General features: G+C 47.0%; 1 protein-coding gene. It reads right to left on the bottom strand.

The window, feature by feature from the left end; genetic code table 11:
- The coding region (locus R8N49_RS27770; protein ID WP_318190529.1) for a pseudouridine synthase at positions 1 to 659 on the bottom strand (659 nt) is incomplete at both ends.

The following is a 659-nucleotide window of genomic DNA, read 5'->3' as shown; positions in this document are numbered from 1 at the left end:
TTGTAATGCTCTTTCGCAGGGCGTGAGTTCTCATCATCACGTTGACGGCGCTTTTGCTGGCCTTTTTTAGAGTTAGGTGCATGACGGAACTCGTCAGCGTTATTACCACGGGAGGTGCGCGTTTTTTGATTGCGACGAGCAGTCGAACCTTGGTTCTCTTCACGGCTATCAAACAGTTTCGCATCAGTCGCTTTACGAATATTACGACCTCGAGAATCTGTCTTTGACGCTTCGTCGGTACCAACCGAGCCATCGCACATTGCTAAAATTTCTGCGACTTCGTCATCGGTTAGGTAACGCCATTTACCATTTGGAATACCATCTAGAGAGATGTTCATGATGCGTACGCGGCGAAGTTTAAATACTTCGTAGCCGAGTGCTTCACACATACGGCGTATCTGACGGTTTAGGCCTTGCGTCAAAACAATACGGAAAGAGAACTTGGTTTCTTTCGTAACTTTACAAGGGAGCGTTACGGTATCGAGGATTCGAACACCGCTCGACATCTGTTTTAGGAATTCGTCCGTAATTGGCTTGTCGACACGCACCACGTATTCTTTTTCGTGGTTGTTACCAGCGCGCAGAATCTTATTTACGATGTCGCCATCGTTAGTCAAGAAGATCAAACCATCCGAAGGTTTGTCGAGTCGACCAATTGG

It is taken from the genome of Vibrio sp. 1978 (genome assembly GCF_033344345.1).
The sequence above is the reverse complement of the archived record's forward strand: the minus strand, read 5'-3'. Positions and strand labels throughout refer to the sequence as shown.